The sequence below is a fragment of the Streptomyces sp. CNQ329 genome (assembly GCF_000482585.1).
Genome location: NZ_AXVU01000004.1, coordinates 295,051 through 316,973 on the forward strand (window position 1 = coordinate 295,051; position 21,923 = coordinate 316,973).

Below are 21,923 nucleotides of genomic sequence, written 5' to 3' on the forward strand. Positions count from 1 at the left end.
ACGGGATTGGGAAGATGATTCCCGGACACAGCACGCCCGGACCCCGCACGTCGCTCCCCTCCAGCCACGAGGATTCCCTTCGCCGAGACACCCATGGCCGGTCACGAAATCCCCGAACCCGCGGACCGCAAGCCGGTCGCCGACCCCACGGCGGACCTGGAAGCGGCGGCCGAGCCGCGCCAGAGCTGCGATCCGGCGTTCAAGCACGGCGTCGTCTGCGGCTTCGACGGCTCCACGTCCAGTGAACGCGCCCTGGCCTACGCGGTCGGGATGGCGCGGCGTCTGGGCTGCAGCCTGATCATCGTGCACGTGGCCAACCGGCTGCCCACCACCGTCTGGGCAGGCTGCGAGCCGCCCGTCTTCGTGGACGTCCCGGACCACCGCACGGAAGTGCTCGGGCTCGAACTCGCCTGCGCCGACTATCTGTCGGACGTGCCGTGGATCCTCGTCGAGCGCGGCGGCGACATCTGCCACGAACTGGAGGAGGTCGGCCGGGAGTACGAGGCCGACGCCATCGTGGTCGGCTCCACGCAGGGCATCGTGGGCCGCATCTTCGGCTCGGTGGCGGGCCGTCTCGCCCGGCGGGCCCAACGCCCCGTCGTCGTCGTCCCGTAGCAGCCCCCGGCGCACGTTTGCGCCGGTCGCGCCGGGCGCACGCACAATCCCACGCCCCCGCAGAAATCTACCGGCGGGTAGATGTGGGTTGTGAATTTGTGAGGGGCATATAGGGGACACGACGACGCGCTGCCGGCCGGGAGGTGACGGTCCCCGGTACGGCAGCGGCACCGCCGGCGTATTGGGCGACGCCGGCACAGGGGAGGCGGCCCTCTGCGCGACGTGGTGGCACGCGCAGAGGGCCGCTCTTTCGTGTCCGGCCGGGGACGGCGGGGCTGCGCGGGGCGGGCCGCTCACCCGTCGAGGCGGCGCCCGGCGGGTGATCCGCCGGTGCGCAGCCCGGAGTCGAGGACCAGGCGGGCGAGGCGGGTGATGAACGCGCTCTGCAGAGCCGTCTGTTCGCGCACCGGGATCCAGCGGGGCCCGAAGTCGGCCGCGTAGCAGCGGCGCCAGCGGGTGAGCAGCGCGTCGGCCGCCGGGCCGACGCGATGTCCTTCGGTCGCGCGGGCGAGCATGGCCGCGGCCCGCAGCGGCAGCCGGTGGGCGGCCATGCGCAGCGCCAGGGCGCCGCCGGCGCTCGCCGCGGGCGGAGGGCTGCCCGGGGAGGAAGGCGCGGACCACTGCGCCGCGTTGGTGAGACACGCCTCGGTCAGCCAGGCCGCGGCGTCCAGCAACGGCCCGCGGGCGGCGCCGGTGCCGTCACGGGCCTCGCCCAGCAGGTGCGTCAACCGGCCGGCCTGTGCGCGCAGATGCTCCACGGCCCGCCCGACGACCAGGGCGGGCGCCTCGGTGGGACCGAGGTCGGCGATGGCGTCGACGGCCCAGACGGGTGTCTCGACGACGGCGGTGACGGTGCCGTACCGCAGCGGGTGGAACCAGGTCGAACGGGTCAGCCAGTCGCGGTGGACGACGTTGGCGTCGAGCCCCGCGCCGGCCGCCATGAGGAAGACGCCCGGCCCCGCGCCGGGCATGTGCAGGGTGTCCACCGGCGCGGCGGCCAGGGGCACGGCGAGACCGGCGGCGGACTCCGCGAGCGCCGCGGGGGCGCCCGGCAGGTCGTGGGTGAGCTGCACCCACGCGCCACCGACGTCGTTGGCGTGCAGGGAGAACTGCAGCGCCGGGCGCAGTTCGTCCAGCACGCTCAGCAGGGCCCGGGTCTCCGGCAGCGGCGCGGCCCCGCGGCCGGGCGGCGGCAGCCACTCGGGCTGCTGGTCGGCGGCGGGCCGGTAGAAGTGCCGGAGCTGCCGCTCCAGGGTGCCGGGGTGGCGGGTCCAGGGCTCGGTGTGGCGGGCGCCGTCCGGGTCCAGGCAGAGCAGGAAGTGCCAGGAGACGTCGCGGTCCTGCCGGCGGTCCCGCCCGGCACGCCCGCCGCGTACGGCACGGTAGGCCAGGTCGGCCACGGCGGCGCCCCCGGCCGGCTCGTTCGGATGCGCGCCGCTGACCACGAGGACGTTACGGCGGCCGTGGCCGACGGAGAGCAGCCACAGCGGCTCCCCCGCACGGGATTCGCCGACCTGCCGCAGCCGGCAGCGGGACGGATGGCGCCGTACCAGGTCACGGGCCGTCCGTGTGAGGTCGTCCACGGTGGGATAGCGGTGACGCGCCAGCGCGGGGACGCCCACCGGCATCACTCGCCGCTGGGGTTGCTGTCGCCTGTCGTCTCCTTCTTGCCGAGACGACGGATCCTGATCTCCTGCATCGCGCCTCCCTCCCGCAGGGTCAACTCTGTGTGCTTGAAACGACTCAATCAGTAGTGCACATTGGGCCGCGTCGGTGCAAGGTTTCCTGGCGCAATCATCCTGAGGTGGGTATGGCGGTGGGAGAGTGGGCGCGGCCACGGGTCAAGCCGGAGCACCGCGCCTATCGCACCGTGGCCGGAAACATCCGTATCGGCAGCGTGATCTACGGCGTCGGTGCGGAGATCGAGGACCCACACGGGTGGATCTGGACGCTGGTCGAAGCCGCCGACGGCACCCGCGGCGCGCACGACATCGTCACCGCCGTGCGCACCCGGCACGACGGCATCGAGCCCGGCGACGTCATCGCGGCGCTGGAGCGGCTCGCCTCGGCGGGCTTCCTCGACGACGCGGCGGCGCCGGTGCCCGCGCGGTTCTCGCCGCAGGAGGCCGAGCGCTACAGCCGCGGCGTGCCGCTGCTGCGCTGGATGGACCTCGGCGCGCGCGCCAGCGCCTGGGAGGCGCAACTGCGGCTGAAGGAGGCCCGGGTGCTCATCCTGGGCGTCGGCGGTACGGGAGGCGCCGCCGCCTGGCATCTGGCCGCCTCGGGCGTGGGCCGTCTGCACCTGGTCGACGACGACCGGGTGGAACTGTCGAATCTCAACCGGCAGTTGCTCTACGCCGAAGCGGATCTGGGCGCGCCGAAGGCCGAGGCGGCGGCGAGGAGACTCGCCGCCGTCAACCCGGACGTCCGCGTCACCGGGGACGTACGCCGCGCCTCCACCGCGGGGGAGCTGGCCGCACTCCTTGCGTCCTCGCCCCCGTACGACCTGTTCGTGCTGGGCGCCGACGGCCCGCCGCAGATACGGCGCTGGGCGAACCGGGCGTGCCTGGCCGCCGGTCTGCCCTGGGTGGACGGCGGCTACAGCGGGCCGCTGGTCACCGCGGGCATCCACCGGCCCGGGACCGGCGCGTGCTGGGAGTGCCTGCACGACCAGGCCACGCGGCAGGCCGACCTCGGGCTCGCCCCCGGGGCCGAGGAGCCCGGTGCCTCCGCCCACCTGCCGTGGAACCCCGCCAACGCCGTCACCGCGGGCTTGTCCGGCGCGCTCGTGGCGTACGGCGCCCTGGCCCTGCTCACCGGCGTCCCCCCGCTCGAACCCGGCGTCCGCTTCGGCTTCAACCTGATGGTGCCGGGTGACGAGGTGACCGTCCGGCTGCCGCGCCGCCCCGACTGCCCCGCCTGCGGGAGCCCGCGGTGAAGCACGCCGGCGGCCGGCGGCCGTGACCGCCGTGGGCTACTCCACCGTCACCGACTTGGCCAGGTTCCGGGGCTTGTCGATGTCGCGGCCCAGCTCCAGCGCCGTGTGGTACGCGAAGAGCTGGAGCGGGATGCCCATCAGAATGGGGTCCAGCTCCGGTTCGCTGCGGGGTACCACGATCGTGTGGTCCGCCTTCTCCTGCCTGCTGTGGGCGACCGCGAGGATGCGGCCGTCGCGGGCCTTGATCTCCTCCAGGGCCGCGCGGTTCTTCTCCAGCAGATCGTCGTCGGGCACGATCGCCACCGTCGGCACCTCCGGCTCGATCAGCGCCAGCGGGCCGTGCTTCAGCTCGGAGGCCGGATACGCCTCGGCGTGGATGTAGCTGACCTCCTTCAGCTTCAGCGCCGCCTCCCTGGCCACCGGATAACCGCGGACCCGGCCGATGAACATCATCGACCTGGCGTGCGCGTACTCCCTGGCCAGCGCCCGGATCCCGTCCTCGCCGCGGAGCATGTCCGCGATCTGCTCCGGCAGCCTGCGCAGCCCTTCGATGATGCGGCGGCCGTCGGCCACCGACAGGTCACGGATACGGCCGAGGTGCAGGGCGAGCAGGCCGAAGGCGACGACGGTGTTGGTGAAGCACTTGGTGGACACCACGCAGACCTCCGGGCCCGCGTGTACGTAGATGCCGCCGTCGGTCTCACGGGCGATGGCCGAGCCGACGACGTTGACGACGCCGAGAACCCGTGCGCCCTTGCGCTTCAGCTCCTGCACGGCGGCCAGCACGTCGTACGTCTCGCCCGACTGGGAGACGGCGACGTAGAGCGTGTCGGGATCGACGACGGGGTTGCGGTAGCGGAACTCGCTGGCCGGCTCGGCGTCCGCGGGCACCCGCGCCAGCTCCTCGACCAACTGCGCGCCGATCATGCCCGCGTGGTACGAGGTGCCGCAGCCCAGGATCTTCACGCGCCGCACCGCGCGCGCCTCCCGCGCGTCCAGGTTGAGGCCGCCGAGGTGGACGGTGGAGAACCGCTCCTCGATCCGCCCGCGCAGCACGCGGTCGACGGCGTCGGCCTGTTCGCAGATCTCCTTGTGCATGTACGTGTCGTGGCCCGCCATGTCGTACGACTCGGGCGACCACTCCACCGTCTCCGGCGAGGAGGACGTGCGCGAGCCCTCGGTGGTGTAGGTGCGGTAATCGTCGGCCTTGATGGTGGCCATCTCGCCGTCGCCGAGGGTGACGACCTGGCGGGTGTGGGAGACCAGCGCGGCGACGTCGGAGGCGACGAACATCTCCCGCTCGCCGATGCCGAGCACGACGGGCGAGCCGTTGCGCGCGACGACGATGCGGTCGGGGTGGTCGGCGTGCAGCACGGCGATGCCGTACGTGCCCTCCACCAGCCGCAGCGTCTCGCGGACGGCCTCCTCCAGGGTGGCGGCGGCGGAGCGGGCGACGAGGTGGGCCAGCACCTCGGTATCGGTCTCCGAGACCAGCTCGACGCCGTCGGCGGCGAGCTTGGCGCGCAGGTCGGCGGCGTTGTCGATGATGCCGTTGTGCACGACGGCGACCTTGCCGGCCTCGTCCAGATGCGGGTGGGCGTTGGCGTCGCTGGGGGCGCCGTGGGTGGCCCAGCGGGTGTGGGCGATGCCCGTGGCGCCGGCGAAGCGCTTGGGGATCCGGTCCTGGAGGTCCCGTACGCGCCCCTGGGCCTTGACGGTCCGCAGCGCGCCCGACCGGGCGGCGATGGCCACCCCGGCGGAGTCGTAGCCCCGGTACTCCAGCCGCTGGAGCCCTTCGAGCAGCAGGGGAGCCGCGTCGCGCTTGCCGATGTAACCAACGATTCCGCACATATCGTTCGCTTCCTGTCGCGAGGGGAGGGGAGGGAGGAGGGCGGGGCGGCTAGCCGTAGACGATGCGGCGCAGTTGGCGCCGGGTCAGCTCGGGCGGCGCGACCGCGCGGTGCGCCAGCTCCCGGGCGATCCGGTCGAAGATCTCGTCGTTCACCAGGCCGGCCGCCTGCAGCTCGCGGTGGCGGCGGCGGACGAACGCCGGCGTCGTCTCGTCGAAGTAGGCCAGGACGTCCTGCACGACCCGCGCGGCTTCGCCCCGACTGAGCGGCGCGCTGCGTATCAGGTGGTCAATGAGGTCGTCGTGCACCCGTCGATAGTGCTTGACGATCATCACTTTCGCAAGAAATCTGCCCGTAATCGGGCAGGAATCACTCCTTCACCTCGGCAGAGTGGTCTACACCTTGACCTGGCCTGCTCCCGGCGGTACGCCTCAGAATGTTCATGACACACGCGTCACGATCCGCAGCCCCGAAGGGACCACTGTGAGAGGTCACCGCCTGAGGACTCCCCCGCACCGCCCCCCGCGCTCCCTGGCGCGCCTCGGGGTCGCACTGCTGCTCACCGTCGCCGCGAGCGCCGGCGCCGGCGGCGCGGCGGCGCCCGGCTCCGCGGCGGACACCGCCGCCGCGCCGGCCGCGCTGGACTCCGTCATCCCCGCCCCCGCCGCCGTCGCGCCCGGCGGCAGCCCGTACGAGATCACCGAAGCCACCGGGATCCGCGTGCCGCCCGGCGGCTCCGCCGCCGCCGGCGCCGCCCGCGACGCCGGCGAGTACCTGGCCGGCGTGCTGCGCCCCTCGACCGGCTTCGAGCTGCCCGTCGGCAGCAAGTCCGGCGACGTCGAGCTGCGGCTGAGCGCCGGGCTGAAGAAGTCCGTCGGCACCGAGGGCTATGAGCTGACGTCCGGCGCCGACGGCGTGGTGATCTCCGCCGCCGCGCCCGCCGGGCTCTTCCACGGCGTGCAGACCCTGCGCCAGTTGCTGCCCGCGGCCGTGGAGGCGGACACCCCGCAGGACGGGCCGTGGCTGGTGGCCGGCGGCCGGATCACCGACGAGCCCCGCTTCGCGTACCGCAGCGCGATGCTCGACGTGGCGCGGCACTTCTTCACCGTCGAGCAGGTCAAGCGCTACATCGACCAGCTCGCGCTCTACAAGTACAACACCCTGCACCTGCACCTCACCGACGACCAGGGCTGGCGGCTGGCGATCGACTCGTGGCCGAACCTGGCGGAGTACGGCGGCAGCACGCAGGTCGGCGGCGGGCCGGGCGGCTCCTACACCAAGGACCAGTACCGCGAGCTGGTCGCGTACGCCGCCAGCAGGCACATGACCGTCGTACCCGAGGTCGACATGCCGGGCCACACCAACGCGGCCCTCGCCTCGTACGCCGAGCTGAACTGCGACGGCGTCGCCCCGCCGCTCTACACCGGCACCAGCGTCGGCTTCAGCTCGCTGTGCGTGCCGAAGGAGGTCACGTACGACTTCGTGGACGACGTCATCCGTGAGCTGGCGCAGCTGACGCCCGGCAAGTACCTCCACATCGGCGGCGACGAGGCCCACTCCACCCCGCACGACGAGTACGTCGCCTTCATGGACCGGGCGCAGGCGATCGTCGGCGAGTACGGCAAGACCGTGGTCGGCTGGCATCAGCTCACCGGCGCCAACCCCGTCGAGGGCGCGGTGGCCCAGTACTGGGGCACGAGCGGCGGCGAGCAGGAGGTCATCGACGCCGCCAAGGCGGGCACGCCGCTGGTGCTGTCGCCCGCCAACAGGACGTATCTGGACATGAAGTACCACGAGGGGACACCCCTCGGGCTGAGCTGGGCCGGGTACGTCGAGGTGCGGCAGTCCTACGACTGGGACCCCGGCGCGTACATGGGCGGCGGTGTGCCGGAGAGCGCGGTCCTCGGCGTCGAGGCGCCGCTGTGGTCGGAGACGCTGTCGACCAGCGACCAGATCGAGTTCATGGCCTTCCCGCGCGCCGCGGGCGCCGCCGAGCTGGGCTGGTCCCCGGCTGCGAAGCTCGGCTGGGACGGCTACCGCGACCGGCTCGCCGGGCAGGGCCCGCGGTGGGAGGAGATGGGCGTCGACTTCTACCGCTCGACGCAGGTCCCCTGGGAGTGAGCGCGGGAGCGGAGGGGGCACGGGCCCGCCTCCCCCCTGCGGCTGCCGGTCCGCGGCGTGGCCGCGAAGCCCGCGGAGGGGAGGCGGTGGGGGGACGGCCCGCACCGCTCGGCACGGCCGGAGACCACCGCCTCCGCGCCGTCCCGAGGAACGCTACGCACGCTAGTGGCACCGGGTCGGGCAAAACGCCCGACCCGGACACGGTCCACGAGGCTTAAGACTCTCTTGAGGAACGCATCGGAGGCGCTTAATCCGCGTGCCGCCGGGGCGGGTCGCACCCGTCCCGGCGGCACGCGGACGACCGCTCAGGTGCGGCCGCCGAGCTTCACCTCCCGCGGCTCGCCGTTGCTGCCGTCCCACCCGGCGCTGAAGCCGAACGAGACCGAACCGCCGTCCGGCACAGCGCCGTTGTAGGGCGTGTTGCGGCAGCTCACGGTGGTGCCGGACTGGGTACAGACGGCGTTCCAGGCGTTCTGGAGGCGCTGCCCGTCGGGGAAGTCCCACTCCGCGGTCCAGCCGTCGAGGGCGGCACCGTCGCAGGAGATCGTGACGGTGCCGGTGAAGCCGCCGGGCCACTCCTGGGGCACGTCGTACGCCGCGGCGCACTCCGCACCGGTGCCCGGGCCGCCGCCGGTGCCCAGGTCGTCGGCGTAGCCGGCGATCCAGGCGAGCGGCGCGTTCCAGTTGATCGTGACCTCGTTGGTCGAGTACGACTCGATGTCGTCGATGTAGCACATCGCCGGCGGGCAGCCGGTCAGCTCCCGCTGCGCCACCGGGTCCTCCAACTGCGAGTCCGGGCCGCCGGCCAGCGCACCCGCGGGCGGGTTCGGCAGGCTCGGGTCGAGCTGGTTGGCCCAGTGCCGGTGGTGCTGGTTCTTCGAGTCGCGCTCACCGTGCCCGGTGACGTACGACTGGTTCAGCGGGTTGCGGCCCAGCAGGTAGTCCAGGCCCGTGAGCACCGCGTCGCGGTAGCCGGCCTCGCCGGTGAGGCCGTGCGCGGTGGCCAGGACGACCATGTTGTTGAGCACCTGGCTGTTGGAGCCCCAGACGTAGCGCCCGCCCTCGGGGGCGTACGGGACGCCGTAGGCGGCGTTGGCGGCGTTGGCGGCGTAGCCGTCGGCGGCGTCGGTGACCATGCCGCGTACGACGGAAAGCTGCGCGTCGGTCAGCCCGCTGTCGACGGTGGCCAGGTCCAGCGCGCCGAGCCCGGCGGTGGCGCCCCACGACATGCCGCCGGCGGGGAAGACCGCCTCGGCGTCGCCGTGCAGGGGCGAGTCGAGCACGTCCTGGAGATAGGCGTCCTCGCCGGTGGACAGGTACAGCTCGGCGGCCGCCCAGTAGAACTCGTCGCTCACCTCGCCGTCGCTGTACGCGCCGCCGCCGGTGCCGTCGTTCGGGTCGGCGAGCCGGTCCGGGTTGGCCTCGGCCGCGGCGTACGCGGTACGGGCGGCGGCCAGGCAGCGGTCGGCGAAGTCCGCGTCGAAGTCCGCGTAGAGCCGGGCGCACTGCGCGCCGGTGGCGGCCAGGTTGAGCGTCGCCGCGGTGGACGGCGGGTGCAGCTCGCGGGCCTGCGCGTCCTCGTGCGGCAGCGTGGGCAGGGCGGTCCACTGGTCGTCGTGCAGCTTGTGGTGCGCCATGCCGGCCAGCTCCTCGCCGGCCGGGACCTGCATGGAGAGCAGGAACTCCATCTGCCAGCGCGCCTCGTCGAGTACGTCGGGCACGTCGTTGCCGCGCTCGGGCACGGCGAGCTTGCCGTCCCCGATGGGCTCGCCGTCGGCGCCGTCGGTGGTCAGCGTGCGCTCGTACACGCTCATCACCTGCGCGGCGGCGATGCCGCCGTTGACGACGTACTTGCCGTGGTCACCGGCGTCGTACCAGCCGCCGGCGGCGTCCAGGGTGTAGTCGCAGACCCCGGGCTGGCAGGGGACGTCGCTGTCGCCCTGGTTGGGCTCGACGTTGACGTGTCCGGCGGGCCTGGCGTACTCCTCGCCGACCAGGTCGGCGTCGATCTCGATGCCGCTGCGGTTGTGGTAGAAGTACGCGAGCGCGTCGGTGCGCAGCTTGCCGTAGATGTCGTCGCCGATGGCGAACGGCTCGCTGGTCTCGCCGTCGATCGTGACGGTGTAGCCCTCACCGGCCTCGGTGAAGTCGCTGAAGGCGAAGGTGTGCACGTTCTCCAGCGAGGTCGGGTCGGTGCCCGCGGGCACGGTGGTGCCGCTCGCCTTCTCGGTGCCGTCGGCGGCGTTCAGCGTCCAGGCCAGCGGCTCGGCGGCCTCGGTGACGAAGGTGCCGTTCTTCGGCCCGTCGGTGAGGTAGCCGACCTGGTTGACGCGCACCGGCGAGCCGGTGTCCGGGTCGAACGGGGGCTGTTCCGCGCCCCCGCGCAGCGAGACGTCGTCGACGCAGAAGGTGTACGCCTCGTCGCTGCCGCCGATCTGGAAGGCGAGCTGAGCGGCCTCGTCGGCGGCGGTCGCGGTGAAGACGTGCTCGAAGGTCTGCGCGGTGTCCGTCACCTGGTCCGCGGAGGAGAAGAACTGGCCCCACGGCTCCACGGCCTGCTGCACGTTGGTGCGGATCGTCACGGGTGTGGTGGCGGTCGCGGTGTAGCTCAGGGCGTAGGTCTCGCCCGCGGTGATCGGCAGGCCGTCCTGGCCGATGATGGCGTCCCACGGGTTGACCGTGCCGGCGGGCACGTCGGCGCAGAGTCGGCCGTCGACCACGGCGCCGGGGCTGTCCGGCGTGAACCACCACGGCGCGGTGCCGTCGTCGAAGCCGCCGTTGACGATCAGCTCGGGGCCCTCGTCGGCCGCGACGGCACCGGGAGCGGCGAGCGCTCCGGCGACCAGTACGGCGGCGAGGGCACGGGGTATGTGCCGTCTCACGGAAGATCCTTTCGGCGGGGGTGTGGGGGGCGGACGGGGCGCGGCCGCACCCCTCGTCGTCGCGGCCGCGCCCCCGGTGCGGGCTAACCCGCGGTCATGCCGGCGTCGGGGCTGTGTGCCCCGTACCGGCGGGCCGGTGGCGTGTGCGACGGCAGTGGGCGCGTCGCGGTGGTGCCTGCGCGGTAGGCCGGTCCGGGCGGCAGTCGTACGGGCCCCCGGGGGGTGCATGGTGCGTGCACGAAGCCTCCTGGAACGGGACGGTGTCCGGGCGTACGGGCGCACGAGCTGAGGGCACGGGGAGGACAGCCGGGCCGGGCGCACGGGGCCTGTGTGCGCCCGACCCGGCTGGGCGGGGCGGACGGGGGCGGACGGGCGTGCCACTCCCCCGTCCTCGACTTGCGGGAGGGAGGTGCAAGTCTTGAAGTGTGGGAGCGCTCCCAATCTCCCGAAGGGTTATGCAACTGTCAACCCCTCGGGACAGAAGTCGCTCCGGAAGCAAGGCAGTTGCCCGGTACGGGCCGCGGAACCGGCCCGCGCACGACTGCGGGGCGGGCCCGCACCGGGCCCGCCCCGCACTCCGTTGCGGCCCCCGCGGGCCGCCGGGTCACCCCGAGGCGCGTACCACCAGCTCGGTCGGCAGCACCTCGTGCCGCCCCCGGGTGCCGTCCTTCGCCTCGATCCCGTCCAGCAGCACCCGCACCATGGCCCGCCCCATCTCCTCCGTGGGCTGCCGGACGCTGGTGAGCGGAGGGTCGGTGTGCCGGGCCACCGGCGAGTCCTCGAAGCCGACGACCGCCACCTCGTCCGGCACCGTACGGCCCGCCGCGCGCAGCACCTGCAGTGCGCCCGCCGCCATCACGTCCGAGGCGGCGAAGACCGCGTCCAGCCGGGGCCGCCGCTCCAGCAGCTCGCGCATCGCCCGCCGGCCGCCCTCCTCGGTGAAGTCGCCGACCGCGACCAGACCGGGGTCCGCCTCCCGGCCCGCCGCCTTCAACGCCTGACGGTAGCCGTCGAGCCGGCAGCTCGCGACGTACATGTCCGCGGGGCCGGTGATGGTCGCGATCGCCTCCCGGTCACGGCCGATCAGGTGCTCGACGGCCGACTGCGCGCCGCCGGTGTTGTCCGAGTCGACGTACGGCACGGCCTCGCCCGCCGCCCGGCGGCCGTTGAGCACCGCCGGAAGCCCCATGGCCGCCAGCATCTCCGGCAGCGGGTCGCCCTCGTGCACGGAGACCAGCAGCACGCCGTCGACCCGGTCGGCGCTCAGATACGCCGCCAGCCGCTCCCGTTCCCGGGGCGAGCGGATGAGCGTCAGCAGGAGCTGCTTGTCCGTTTCCGCGAGCTCCGCGCTCACCCCGCGGACGATGTCCGAAAAGTACGGCTCGGAGAAGAGCCGCGTCTCCGGTTCGGGGATCACCAGCGCGACCGCGTCCGCGCTGCCGGCCGCGAGCGCCCGCGCCGCGCGGTTGGGCACGTAGCCCAGTTCGGCGACCGCTCGCTCGACCGCCGTCCGCGCCTGTTCGCTGACCTGGTCCGATCCGTTGATCACCCGGGACACCGTCCCTCTGCCCACCCCGGCTCGCGCGGCGACCTGTTCGAGCGTCGGCCTGCCGCCGCGCCCGCCACGTGTCACCGGCGTACGCCGATCCCTGACCGCCATTCCACCCTCCCGCGTTATGGCTGTCTGCTGATTGTCCGATTCTCGCCCTCGGCCCCGGTCCGCGGCCCGCACCGAAGCTAACAGCCGCGTAACGGGAGCCGGTCGAGATGTCCGGTCCCTTGACACCCCCTCGCCGACAGGCCACCCTTCAACCAATCACTTCTGGGAGCGCTCCCACTCTACTCGACCCATAGAGAACCCGCACGAAAGCCCGCCCGAGCCGCCACCTCCCGATCCCCTCGTTCACCTCCGGCAGCAGCGGCACGCGTCAGGGCGCTAGGAGGATGCAGTGCGCAGTTACCGCACGACCCGACGGGCCGTGGCACTTTTGGCCGCAGCCGCTCTGGGCACCGGGTTGCTCAGCGCGTGCGCAAGCGACGACGACGACGGCTCGAAGAGCGACTCCGGGGACGGGGGGAGCGGGAAGACCGAGATCAGCGTGGGCCTCTTCGGCACCTTCGGTTTCGAGGAGGCAGGGCTCTACGCCGAGTACGAGAAGCTGAATCCGGACATCAAGATCAAGCAGGATGTCATCGAGCGGAACGAGAACTACTACCCCGCTCTCCTCAACCATCTGACCAGCAACAGCGGTCTGGCCGACATTCAGGCCATCGAGGTCGCCAACATCGCCGAGGTCGTCGACACCCAGTCCGAGCGGTTCATGGACCTGGGCAAGGCCGAGGGCGTCTCGCAGGACGCCTTCCTGGACTGGAAGTGGCAGCAGGCCACGAGCGACGACGGCAAGACCATCGGGCTCGGCACCGACGTCGGCCCCATGGCCGTCTGTTACCGCAAGGACCACTTCGAGGCCGCGGGCCTGCCCACCGACCGCGAGAAGGTCGCCGAGCTCTGGGCGGGCGACTGGGAGAAGTTCCTCGACGCCGGCCGGGACTTCAAGGAGAACGGCCCCGAGGGCGTCGCCTGGGTGGACTCCGCCGACGCCGTGTACGACGGCGCCATCGCCTCCAGCGAGGGCAAGTACTACAACGAGTCCGGCGAGGTCATCTACAAGGACAGCCCGGACGTCAAGGCCGCCTGGGGGATCGCCTCCACCGCCGCCGAGGAGAAGCTCACCGGCAACCTGGAGCAGTTCACCAAGCAGTGGGACCAGGCGATGAGCAACGGCGACTTCGCCACCGTCTCCTGCCCCGCGTGGATGCTCGGCTACATCCAGGAGAAGGGCGGCACCAAGGCCGAGGGCAAGTGGGACGTGGCCCAGGCGCCCCTGCCCGGCAACTGGGGCGGCGCCTTCCTCGGCGTCCCCGACTCCGGCGACAACAAGGAGGAGGCCGCCAAGCTCGCCGCCTGGCTGACGGCGCCCGAGCAGCAGGCCAAGCTTTTCGCCAAGCGCGGCAACTTCCCCAGCGCCCCTCCCGCGTACGACATGGAGCAGGTCAAGACCGCCAAGAACGAGTACTTCGGCGATGCCCCGATCGGGGAGCTGTTCTCCGCCGCCGCGCAGGAGATCCCGGTCCAGACGATCGGCCCGAAGGACCAGGTCATCGACGACAACATCGGCAACGGCCTGCAGCTGATCGAGCAGGGCAAGCAGGACCCCGACGGCGCCTGGGACGAAGCCGTCAAGGCCGTGGACAACGCATTGGATCAGTGAGAATCCGGCCATGACGCAGACTGGTACGGCCGTGGACGCGCCCCCCTCCGCCGAGGGGGGCGCGGCCCCGAAACGGCCCGCGCCCGACGACCGGCGGCAGAAGTGGCGCAGCCGCCGCTACCGGTGGGACGCGAAGTTCAGCCCCTACGCCTTCATCTCGCCGTTCTTCCTGTTCTTCGCCGCCTTCGGCCTCTTCCCCCTGCTCTACACCGCGTGGGCCTCGCTGCACCGGGTGGAGCTGACCGCGCCCACCGACATGGAGTGGGCCGGACTGCACAACTACACGCGGCTGATCGAGGACCACTTCTTCTGGAACTCGCTGTGGGTCACCTTCACCCTGGCGGTGCTCTCCACGGTCCCGCAGCTCCTCATGGCGATGGGCCTGGCCCACCTGCTCAACTACAAGATGCGCGCCGCGTCCTTCTTCCGGGTCGCGATGCTCGCGCCGTACGCCACCAGCGTGGCGGCGGCGACGCTGGTGTTCGCGATGCTCTACGGCCGCGACTACGGGCTCATCAACTGGGTCTTCGGCCTGTTCGGCGTGGATGAGATCGACTGGAAGAGCGGCGACTGGACCTCGAAGATCGCCATCTCCACGATCGTGATCTGGCGCTGGACCGGCTACAACACCCTCATCTACCTGGCCGCCATGCAGGCGGTGCCGCACGACCTCTACGAGTCCGCGGCGCTGGACGGTGCGTCCCGCTGGAAGCAGTTCCGCCACGTCACCATCCCCTCCCTGCGGCCCACGATCCTGTTCACCGTCGTCGTCTCCACGATCGGCTCGGTCCAGCTCTTCGGCGAGCCGCTGCTGTTCGAGGAGGGCGCGGGCGCGTCCGGCGGCCCCGACCACCAGTTCCAGACCCTGGGCCTCTACCTGTACGAGCAGGGCTGGCGCAATCTGCACCTCGGCCGCGCCGCGGCCATCGCCTGGGTGATGTTCCTGATCCTCGTGGTGATCGGCATCGTCTTCGGCCTGATCTCGCGCCGGCTGCGGAAGAGCTGAAGGGAAGCGCATGGCAACGCTGACAGAGACCGCCCCCGAGACCCCGGCTCCGGCCCGCCGCCGGCGGCGGCGCGCACCGAAGGCCGGGGAGGCCGGCGGCCAGCAGCGGGCGGGGAAGCTGACGTACGTCGTTCTGCTGCTCTTCACCGCGGTCTCGCTCTTCCCGCTGATCTGGACCGCGGTCGCGGCCTCCCGCACCAACGAGCGGCTGGCGGAGACGCCGCCGCCGCTGTGGTTCGGCGGCAACCTCTTCTCGAACATGGAGACCGCCTGGTCCGACGCGAACATGGGCCTGGCGCTCTTCAACACCACCATCGTGGCCGGGTCGATCGCCGCGGGCACCGTGCTCTTCGGCACGCTGGCCGGCTTCGCCTTCGCCAAGCTGCGGTTCCGCTTCAAGAACATGCTGATGCTGCTGGTGATCGGCACGATGATGGTGCCGCCGCAGCTCAGCGTGGTGCCGCTGTACATGGCGATCGCGAAGCTGGAGTGGATCGACCAGTTGCAGTCGGTGATCCTGCCGTTCATCGTCAGCGCCTTCGGCGTCTTCTTCATGCGGCAGTACCTGATCCAGGCGCTGCCCACGGAGCTGATCGAGGCGGCCCGGGTGGACGGCGCGAGCAGTGTGCGGGTCATCTGGCACGTGGTCTTCCCCGCGGCCCGGCCCGCGATGGCCGTGCTGGGGATGCTGACCTTCGTGATGGCCTGGAACGAGTTCTTCTGGCCGATCATCGCGCTCACCCAGGAGAACCCGACCGTGCAGGTGGCACTCACCAGTCTGGGCCGCGGCTACATCCCCGACCAGTCGGTGATCATGGCGGGCGCGCTGCTGGGTACGCTGCCGCTGCTGCTGCTCCTGCTGCTGTTCGGCCGGCAGATCGTCGGCGGCATCATGCACGGCGCGGTCAAGGGCTGAGTACCCGTGGCCCGTTCGCCCCGCGGTACGACCCGCGCGCCTCCCGGAGGCCGTTGACACGACAGACCCCCGTTGTCCACGACGTTCGCCACACCCGAGATTGGGAGCGCTCCCAGATGTCCGATACCACCGCCACCTTCCCCGAGGACTTCCTGTGGGGCACCGCCACCGCGGCGTACCAGATCGAGGGCGCCGCGCGGGAGCACGGCCGTACCCCGTCGATCTGGGACACGTTCTCGCACACCCCGGGGAAGACCGCGGGCGGCGACACCGGAGACGTCGCCGTCGACCACTACCACCGGCGCACCGAGGACGTACGCCTCATGGCCGGGCTCGGCGTGAAGGCGTACCGCTTCTCCGTCTCCTGGCCGCGCGTCCAGCCCACCGGCCGCGGCCCCGCCGTGCAGCGCGGGCTCGACTTCTACCGCGGCCTCGCCGACGAGCTGCTGGAGGCCGGCATCAAGCCGGTGCTCACGCTCTACCACTGGGACCTGCCGCAGGAGCTGGAGACCGCGGGCGGCTGGCCGGAGCGTGACACGGCGCACCGGTTCGCCGACTACGCCCGGCTCGTCGGCGACGCCCTCGGCGACCGCGTCGAGCTGTGGACCACGCTCAACGAGCCCTGGTGCAGCGCGTTCCTCGGCTACGCGGCCGGGGTGCACGCACCGGGCCGCACCGACCCCGTGGCCGCCCTGCGCGCCGCGCACCACCTCAATCTCGCCCACGGGCTGGGCGTCGACGCGCTGCGGTCCAGTCTGCCGGCCCGCGCCCAGGTCTCCGTCAGCCTCAACCCCGCGGTCGTCCGCCCGCGTACGGACTCCGAGGCGGACCGGGACGCAGCCCGCCAGGTCGACGCGCTGGCCACCCGCATCTTCACCGGCCCCATGCTCGACGGCGTGTACCCGCCGGACCTGCTCGACGACACCGCGCGGCTGACGGACTGGTCGTTCGTCCGGGACGGGGACCTGCCGCTCATCAACCAGCCGCTGGACTCGATCGGCCTGAACTACTACACGCCCACCGTCGTCTCCGCCGTCTCCGGCGATGTCACGCCCGAGCGCTCCGACGGCCACGGCGGCGGCGCCCGGTCCCCCTGGCCGGCGGCGGACCACATCGCCTTCCACCAGCCCCCGGGCGAGCGCACCGCGATGGGCTGGACCGTCGACCCGACCGGACTGACCGAGCTGCTGCTGCGGTTCACCGCGGACGCGCCGGACCTGCCGCTGTACATCACCGAGAACGGCGCGGCGTACGACGACAAGCCGGAGCCGGACGGCTCCGTGCACGACCCGGACCGCATCGCCTACCTCCACGGCCACATCGGCGCGGTGCACCGCGCCATCAGCGAAGGCGCCGACGTGCGCGGCTACTTCCTGTGGTCCCTGCTGGACAACTTCGAGTGGGCGTACGGCTACGCCAAGCGGTTCGGCGCGGTGCACGTGGACTACACGACGCAGCGGCGCACCCCGAAGTCCAGCGCCCGCTGGTACGCGGACGTGATCCGCGCGGGGGCGCTGCCGCGGCTCGACATCTGACGGACGGCGCCCGGCTGACCGGGGCCGAAGAGGCCGGGACTTTTCAGACCGGCGCCCGCCGGTACGGCAACCGGCGCGTGCCACCGAGGAGGGCGAGGGCCGTCGCGTTCCGGACGGAGGCCGCCGCGTGACGGGCGGGGGCCTGCGGCCGGTGCGACGGGCCCGGCGCCTTTCAGGGGCGGGGGCCGCCGCCCGCGCTAGGCGCGCCGCGCACCCGCGCCCGTGCCCGCGGCGGCCCCCGGCCCCGTCCCGGCGGCTCCGCCGCCCGTCCCGGTCCCCGCGGCCGTCCCGGTCCCCGCGGCCGTGCCGGTTCCGGCGCCCCTGCCCGTGCCCGTGGCCGCCGTCGCGTCCCCGCCCTCCGGGCCGGACTCCGCCGCCCGCTCCCCCGCCCTTTCCGCCGCCTTCTCCGCCGCCCGGCCGCGCCGTCCCCGGACCACCCGGTGCCGGCGCCGCTCGCCGTCGGCGGCCGGCCCGGTGCGCAGCGCCAGCCAGAGCCGTATCTCCGCGCCGCCCAGCACCGACCGGCCGATCCGCACGTCCCCGCCCGTGGACTCCGCGACCCGCCGCACGATGTCCAGGCCCAGCCCCGTCGACCCCGGCCCGCCCTGCCCCTGCCCGCGGGCGAGCGCCGCCCGGGGGTCGCGGATGCCGGGGCCGGCATCGGAGGCGAGCACGAGGACGGCGTCGCCCGCTTGGTGCACGTCGACGGAGAAGTCCGTGCCCTCCGGGGTGTGCCGGAAGACGTTGCCGATGAGCGCGTCGATCGCGGCGACCAGTTCGGCGCGGGCCACCGGCACCTGCGCCGGCCGGTCGACCCCGGCGAGCCGCGTGGACCTGCCCTCGTCCTCGGCCAGCGCGGACCAGAACTCCATCCGCTCCCTGAGGACCGCGGAGACGTCGCAGCCGACCACCGCCGCCGCCTGCTGTCCGGCTGGCCGGCCGCGCTGCTCGCGCACGGTGGCGATGATCTGGTCGATCCCCCGCTCCAGTTGTGCCACCGCCTGCCGGGTCTGCTCGGCGGCGCCGCTGTCGCCGAGGGAGGCGGCGTTGAGCCGCAGCACGGTCAGCGGGGTGCGCAGCCGGTGGGAGAGGTCGGCGGCCAGCTCGCGCTCGTTGGCCAGCAGCAGCGCGACCTGGTCGGCCATCGAGTTGAACGCCACGGCCGCCGAGCGCAGTTCGGAAGGGCCCGACTCCTCGACCCGGACGCCGAGCCTGCCCTCCCCCAGATCGTGCGCGGCGTCCGCGAGCCGGCGCGCGGGCCGCACCATCCGGGTGCCGAGCCGGTCCGCGACGGCGACGGAGCCCGCGACCAGCGCGAGACCGACGCCGGCCAGCACCAGCCAGGCCAGCGCCACGCCCTCGGTCAGCTCCCCCGCCGGCACGAACACCTCCACGACGGCGACCCGGTCGCCCTCCACGGCGATGGGCTGCAGCAGCGCGTGCCCGCCGGCGACGGCGACCAGCGACGACGTGCCCGCGCCGGAGGCGCGCTCCACGTCGGCCACGCCGGCGCGCGGCTGACCGATCCGCACTGGCGACATGCCCTCCGCGCTGCCGCGCGGCACGTGCACCGCGATCCGCCCGCCCGCGCCGGCCTGGGTGCTGCCCACCGCGCGCTCCAACTGCGCGGCGTCGGTGGTGATCGCCAGCGCCGGGCCGATGCCGGAGGCGATCCGCTCGGCGTTGGTCAGCGCGCGGTCCCGGGCCATCTCCTTGACGACCAGCCCGAGAGGCACGGCGAAGGCGACCACGACCATCACCGTGACCGCCAGGCACACCTTGACCAGCGCCCACCTCATGCCGGCGGGATCCCGGCCGGCGGTTCGAGCTTCACGCCGACACCGCGCAGGGTGTGCAGATAGCGGGGCCTGGCGGCGGTCTCGCCGAGCTTGCGGCGCAGCCACGACAGATGGACGTCGATCGTCTGGTCGTCGCCGTACGACTGCCGCCACACCTCGGACAGCAGCTCGCGGCGCGGTACGACCACGCCGGGCCGCTCGGCGAGGAACGCCAGCATGTCGAACTCGCGGCGGGTCAGGTCCAGTTCGCGGCCGTCCAGCTCCGCCCGGCGGCGCCGCAGGTCGATGGCGAGGCCGCCGACGCGCAGCAGCCGCGGCGGCGGGGCGGCGGCCGTGCGGCCCCCGGCACGGCGAAGCACCGCGCCGAGGCGCGCCTGCAGGTGCTCGACGGAGAAGGGCTTGACGAGATAGTCGTCGGCGCCGTCGTTGAGGATGCGGACGATCTCGGACTCGTCGTCCCGCGCGGTGGCGACGATGACGGGCACGTCGGTGAGGCCGCGGAGCATCTTCAGCGCCTCGGCGCCGTCGAGGTCGGGCAGCCCGAGGTCGAGGATCACGAGGTCGAAGCCGTGGTGCGCAACCTCCCGGAGCGCCTCCAGCGCCGTGCCCACGCTGCGCACGGTGTGGGCGGCGTCCGTGAGATGCCGGATCAGCGCGGAGCGCACGAACTGGTCGTCCTCCACCAGCAGCACACTTGCCATGCCCGGCAACGTACGCCAAAAGCGCGGTGTGCGCCGCCCCGCCCGTCCCGGCCTGGGGACAACCGGCGGCGGGCGGTTCGCGCCGGGGTACGGCGCCGCGGGGAACGGGTGCGGCAGGATAGGGCTGATGCGTCGAAGGCTTGTGCACGCGCTCGCGTGGACCCTGGCGACACTGGCGGCCGTGACCGTGTCGTGGTTCGGGGTCCGGCTGGTGCTGGACAGCACCTCCGACCGTCCGCACACGGTGCCGCTGTCGGGCCGGGCGCCGTCCTCGTCGCCGCCGCCTCTGGTCGGCACGGCGACGGACCGGCCCGCGCCGCCCCAGCCGACGCGGACGCGGAAGCCCCCTCCGGCGGCGGAGAGTTCACATGCCCCGCCGGAAGATCCGGAGAGCCCACGGGGCACCGGCGGGACGGCGGACGGAGCGGAAGAGGGCGCGGCGGACGGCGCCGGGGACGCGGCGCAGGAGAGCCCCGCGGCGGGCGCGACGGGGGACGTGCAGACGTATCCGGTGGCCGGCGGGCGGGTGACGTTCGAGATGGCCCCGGACGCGGCGGAGCTGGTCTCGGCGACGCCGGAGGCGGGCTGGCAGATGCAGGCGTGGGAGCAGACCACGTGGATCCGCGTCGACTTCGTCGCGCAGGACCGGCGGACATCGGTGATCTGCACGTGGCACGACGGCGCGCCGCGGGTCGAGACGAACGACTACGCGACCTGACGGCCCCGCGGCCGTTCGGCTACGAGAACACCTCGGGCGGCGGCGCCGGCGACTCGGCCGCCGTGGCGTCGGTCACCGGGCGGGCCCCGGCGGCGAAGTCCCGGAGCGCGCGGCCGTGTTCGACGCGGCCGGGCTGCGGGTCGGTGGCCGCCCGGCGGGTCAGTTCGGCGACCGGCAGCGGGACGGCGGAGGCGAGGAGCACGGCGTTGCCGAAGCGCCGTCCGCGCCAGACGGCGGGAGCGGCGATGAGGCACAGCTCGGGGAAGACCGCTGCGGCGGTGGCGGTCTGGCCCCGCAGATACGCGAGGGGCGGCCCGTCGGCGAGGTTGGCGGCGTAGAAGCCGCCGGGGCGCAGCACCCGGCGCACCTCCTGCAGGAACTCCGTGGTCGTCAGGTGCGCGGGCGTGCGCGCGACGTGGAAGACGTCGCCGATGACCAGGTCGGCCCAGTCCTCCGGCATTCTGGCGAGCACGGCGCGGGCGTCCCCGTGCCGCACCCGGATGCGGGCCCGCTCGGGCAGGGGCAGGTCGGCGCGTATCAGCGCGGTGAGCCGGGCGTCGATCTCGACGGCCTGCTGGACGGAGCGGGGACGGGTGGCGGCGACGTAGCGCGGGAGGGTGAGGGCGCCGCCGCCGAGGTGCAGGACCTGCACGGGGCGGCCGGCGGGGGCGACGAGGTCGGCGGCGTGGCCGAGGCGGCGCTGGTACTCGAACTCCAGGTGCGCGGGGTCGTCGAGGTCGACGTGGGACTGCGGGGCACCGTCGAGGAGCAGCATCCAGGCGCGCGGCCGGTCGGGGTCGGGGCGCAGTTCGGCGGTGCCGCCGTCCACGTCCACCACGACGGGACTGCGCCCGCCGCGCGACCTCTGCCTGGCCACGCGCCCAGTATCCCCCGCCCCGGCCGGCGGCGCGCCCCGCGGGGGTGCGGGGCGGCGGGACCGGCGGCTCGGTGGCGGGACACCTGCGGCTCAGAAGCGGTCGGCGGCCTCGATGGTGCGGGCCGCCTCGCACAGCGCCGCCGCCAGCGGCACCGGGTCCGTCACGGTCGACTCCGCCTCCTCCGGCGGCACGAGCCAGCACGTGCCCGCCACCGGCGGCGCGGCGGGCCCGCGCCGCCGGTGCAGCGTCGGGGTGCACGCGCTCCCGGGCAGGTCCCAGCGCGCCGCCGTGCCGGGCGGCACCAGGAAGCCGAGGGTGTCGACGCCTCCGTCGTGCAGCACGGGCCCGACGGCCGTGCGCAGCCGGAGGATCGCGAGCGCTTCGAAACCGTGCCTGGCCGGGACGGTGACCAGGTCACACGGGCCCGCGGCGGCCCTGGTACCGACTGTGGTCTCTCTGCCGGTGTCCGGCACAGGAACCCCTCCTCCTCCAGTCCCCGTTCGTCGTTCCCCCGGTTCTCCGCACATCCAACGCCCCGAACGCGTCAACGGCACGGGTCGAAGAAGGCGCAAAGGATGGCGTTTTATGGCGTATCGGGGGCGGCGGCGCGCGCGGGTCGGCAGACTCACCGTTGCGGCGCACGCACCGTGGGTGCGGTCGCGCCGCGGCGCGGCACCGGCCGTCGCGGCGAC

Annotated in this window: 17 protein-coding genes; 8 read left to right on the forward strand and 9 right to left on the reverse strand. The window is 73.5% G+C overall.

Going from position 1 to position 21,923, the window contains the following annotated elements; genetic code table 11:
* Nucleotides 1–93 precede the first annotated feature (93 nt).
* The gene (locus I003_RS0103785; RefSeq protein WP_027770279.1) at nt 94–615 is read left to right on the forward strand and encodes a universal stress protein; all 522 of its coding nucleotides are present in this window, start codon (nt 94–96) and stop codon (nt 613–615) included.
* A gap of 293 nt (nt 616–908) precedes the next feature.
* Here the strand turns inward: I003_RS0103785 and I003_RS0103790 are convergent, their stop codons facing one another.
* Entirely contained in the window at nt 909–2,243 is a 1,335-nt protein-coding gene (locus I003_RS0103790; RefSeq protein WP_027770280.1) for a M14 family zinc carboxypeptidase, read from the reverse strand.
* Between the two features lie 182 nt (nt 2,244–2,425).
* Between I003_RS0103790 and I003_RS0103795 the strand changes: the two genes are divergently transcribed.
* Nucleotides 2,426–3,553, forward strand: a complete 1,128-nt coding sequence (locus I003_RS0103795; protein ID WP_027770281.1) for a ThiF family adenylyltransferase — start codon at nt 2,426–2,428, stop codon at nt 3,551–3,553.
* A gap of 36 nt (nt 3,554–3,589) precedes the next feature.
* Here I003_RS0103795 and glmS read toward each other — a convergent pair whose 3' ends face one another.
* Nucleotides 3,590–5,404: a glutamine--fructose-6-phosphate transaminase (isomerizing) gene (gene glmS, locus I003_RS0103800; RefSeq protein WP_027770282.1), complete on the reverse strand. Its 1,815-nt coding sequence runs from the start codon at nt 5,402–5,404 to the stop codon at nt 3,590–3,592.
* Between the two features lie 49 nt (nt 5,405–5,453).
* Nucleotides 5,454–5,735: a hypothetical protein gene (locus I003_RS0103805; RefSeq protein ID WP_037720027.1), complete on the reverse strand. Its 282-nt coding sequence runs from the start codon at nt 5,733–5,735 to the stop codon at nt 5,454–5,456.
* A 151-nt stretch (nt 5,736–5,886) separates the two neighbouring features.
* On the opposite strand from I003_RS0103805, the gene I003_RS0103810 reads away from it, so the two are divergent.
* Nucleotides 5,887–7,524: a beta-N-acetylhexosaminidase gene (locus I003_RS0103810; protein WP_027770284.1), complete on the forward strand. Its 1,638-nt coding sequence runs from the start codon at nt 5,887–5,889 to the stop codon at nt 7,522–7,524.
* 305 nt (nt 7,525–7,829) lie between these two features.
* On the opposite strand, the gene I003_RS0103815 is transcribed toward I003_RS0103810, so the two are convergent.
* Together I003_RS0103815 and I003_RS0103820 are read right to left on the reverse strand one after the other, a co-directional pair.
* The gene (locus I003_RS0103815) at nt 7,830–10,406 is read right to left on the reverse strand and encodes a glycoside hydrolase family 9 protein (RefSeq protein WP_027770285.1); all 2,577 of its coding nucleotides are present in this window, start codon (nt 10,404–10,406) and stop codon (nt 7,830–7,832) included.
* A 604-nt stretch (nt 10,407–11,010) separates the two neighbouring features.
* Nucleotides 11,011–12,066, reverse strand: coding sequence for a LacI family DNA-binding transcriptional regulator (locus I003_RS0103820; RefSeq protein ID WP_078563707.1), 1,056 nt, complete (start codon nt 12,064–12,066; stop codon nt 11,011–11,013).
* A 439-nt stretch (nt 12,067–12,505) separates the two neighbouring features.
* Here I003_RS0103820 and I003_RS0103825 point away from each other — a divergent pair, with 439 nt between their 5' ends.
* The 4 genes from I003_RS0103825 to I003_RS0103840 all read left to right on the forward strand — a co-directional run bounded on the left by I003_RS0103825 (nt 12,506) and on the right by I003_RS0103840 (nt 17,135).
* Entirely contained in the window at nt 12,506–13,678 is a 1,173-nt protein-coding gene (locus I003_RS0103825; RefSeq protein ID WP_078563723.1) for an extracellular solute-binding protein, read from the forward strand.
* Between the two features lie 10 nt (nt 13,679–13,688).
* Nucleotides 13,689–14,684 (forward strand): carbohydrate ABC transporter permease, encoded by a 996-nt coding sequence (locus tag I003_RS0103830; protein ID WP_027770288.1) that lies wholly within the window; start codon nt 13,689–13,691, stop codon nt 14,682–14,684.
* A gap of 10 nt (nt 14,685–14,694) precedes the next feature.
* Entirely contained in the window at nt 14,695–15,600 is a 906-nt protein-coding gene (locus I003_RS0103835; RefSeq protein ID WP_027770289.1) for a carbohydrate ABC transporter permease, read from the forward strand.
* Between the two features lie 116 nt (nt 15,601–15,716).
* Nucleotides 15,717–17,135, forward strand: a complete 1,419-nt coding sequence (locus I003_RS0103840; protein WP_027770290.1) for a GH1 family beta-glucosidase — start codon at nt 15,717–15,719, stop codon at nt 17,133–17,135.
* Nucleotides 17,136–17,332: 197 nt separating this feature from the next.
* On the opposite strand, the gene I003_RS0103845 is transcribed toward I003_RS0103840, so the two are convergent.
* Entirely contained in the window at nt 17,333–18,934 is a 1,602-nt protein-coding gene (locus I003_RS0103845; protein ID WP_027770291.1) for a sensor histidine kinase, read from the reverse strand.
* Nucleotides 18,931–19,635 carry a response regulator transcription factor gene (locus I003_RS0103850; RefSeq protein ID WP_037719981.1) on the reverse strand — a complete coding sequence of 235 codons (705 nt, stop codon included), beginning with the start codon at nt 19,633–19,635 and terminating at the stop codon, nt 18,931–18,933. The genes I003_RS0103845 and I003_RS0103850 overlap by 4 nt, the downstream gene beginning before the upstream one ends.
* A gap of 127 nt (nt 19,636–19,762) precedes the next feature.
* Here I003_RS0103850 and I003_RS0103855 point away from each other — a divergent pair, with 127 nt between their 5' ends.
* Nucleotides 19,763–20,353, forward strand: coding sequence for a hypothetical protein (locus tag I003_RS0103855; protein ID WP_486584076.1), 591 nt, complete (start codon nt 19,763–19,765; stop codon nt 20,351–20,353).
* A 19-nt stretch (nt 20,354–20,372) separates the two neighbouring features.
* On the opposite strand, the gene I003_RS0103860 is transcribed toward I003_RS0103855, so the two are convergent.
* The gene (locus I003_RS0103860; protein ID WP_027770294.1) at nt 20,373–21,230 is read right to left on the reverse strand and encodes a fused MFS/spermidine synthase; all 858 of its coding nucleotides are present in this window, start codon (nt 21,228–21,230) and stop codon (nt 20,373–20,375) included.
* Nucleotides 21,231–21,320: 90 nt separating this feature from the next.
* Nucleotides 21,321–21,704 carry a hypothetical protein gene (locus I003_RS0103865; protein WP_027770295.1) on the reverse strand — a complete coding sequence of 128 codons (384 nt, stop codon included), beginning with the start codon at nt 21,702–21,704 and terminating at the stop codon, nt 21,321–21,323.
* Between the last annotated feature and the right edge of the window lie 219 nt (nt 21,705–21,923).